Origin of the sequence: Roseomonas rosulenta, from assembly GCF_016106005.1 — a bacterium.
In the GTDB taxonomy this organism is placed as follows: domain Bacteria; phylum Pseudomonadota; class Alphaproteobacteria; order Acetobacterales; family Acetobacteraceae; genus Neoroseomonas; species Neoroseomonas rosulenta.
This window is the reverse complement of the sequence record NZ_JACADR010000536.1, coordinates 1-1,318: the sequence shown is the minus strand read 5'-3', so window position 1 is coordinate 1,318 and position 1,318 is coordinate 1. Positions and strand designations below refer to the sequence as shown.

Sequence of the window (1,318 nt, the reverse complement as noted above, 5' to 3'; positions counted from 1 at the left end):
AAGGATAGCCGTGATCGGAGTCCGGACGTGAGCTCTCCCGATCTCCGGTGATAGTCGCCCAGCGCCGGGCTGGTGCCGACCGCCCGGTTCATCGCGCGCCAGCGCCGCAGCACGCGCGCCGCCGCCCCCGCATGCCCGCCGAAGCCGAAGCCGTCCTGCGCGATGGCCGCGAGCGCGCGGGCATATTCGGCATCGAAGCGCGTCCAGGGCACGTCGGTCGCCTGGCCGGCGCGCAGCTGGTAGCGATAGGCCAGCGCCCGCGCGACCGGCGCCTCGCCCCCCGCCGCGGCGAGCGCGCGCAGGTCGAAGACCACGTCGTCGATCAGCCGGAAGGGGGCGAAGGGCTGCACCAGGTCGCGCCGCGCCAGCAGGTGCAGGGAGGCGAAGGCGTCGCGCCATCCGGCGAAGCCGAAGCGCGCGGCGCGCGCCGGCGGGATGCGCCGCAGCGCCCGGCCATCCGGGTCGCGCACGATGGAAGGCACCACCACGGCACCGCCCGCGCGCGCCTGGGCCAGCGCCTGCGCGATGGCATCCGGGGGGCCTTCCAGTTCGTCGTCGCCATCGAGGATCATCACATGTGCGCCGCTCGCGACCTCCAGCGCGCGGTTGCGTGCGGCATGGGCGCCGGTCGCGACGGGGCCGACAGCGGTGAAGCGCAGGCGCGGGTCGGGCGGCAGCAGCGGGGCATAGTCGGTGCCGTCATCGGAGGCGACCACCACCTCGACCGCCGCGCCCACGGCGCGCGCCAGCACCGAGGCGACGGCGCGCGGCACGAGGTCCGGCAGGCGATGGGCGGCGAGCAGCAGGGAGAGGTCCATGGCGCGCCATCCTCGCAGGACGGCGCGGCAGGAGAAGCGCGTCCGGCGCATGATTCATCCACAGGCGAATCCCATTGACTGTGACTCCGGAACCTTTCTAGAACAGCCCCCAGGTTGCCGGTTTGTTCCGCCCGAGTCGCGCCCGGTACCGTGGGGAGAGAGCCTGGATGCTCACGCGCAAGCAGCATGAATTGCTGATGTTCATCGACCGCCACCTGCGCGACACCGGCTTCTCGCCCTCCTTCGAGGAAATGAAGGCGGCACTCAACCTCAAGTCGAAATCGGGCATCCACCGGCTGATCACGGCACTGGAGGAACGCGGCTTCCTGCGACGGCGCGCCCACCGCGCCCGCGCGCTGGAGGTGATCCGCCTGCCGGAGAACCTGGCGCCGCGCAGCCCGCGCGCGCCCAAGCCCAGCGAGGCGCCGCTCGGCCCCAACGTGATCCGCGGGCCCTTCGCCGCCGCCCCGCCGCGCCCCGCGGCCGAGCCCGCCAACGAC

Annotated in this window: 2 protein-coding genes; one reads left to right on the top strand and one right to left on the bottom strand. The window is 73.6% G+C overall.

The features are described 5' to 3' along the window. Nucleotides 1-818, bottom strand: an 818-nt coding sequence (locus HW578_RS26670; protein ID WP_198373715.1) for a glycosyltransferase, incomplete at its 3' end; no start/stop codon positions are given. Nucleotides 819-985: 167 nt separating this feature from the next. Between HW578_RS26670 and HW578_RS26665 the strand changes: the two genes are divergently transcribed. After that, nucleotides 986-1,318: LexA family protein (locus tag HW578_RS26665; RefSeq protein WP_369407989.1), on the top strand; the 333-nt coding region annotated here is incomplete at its 3' end.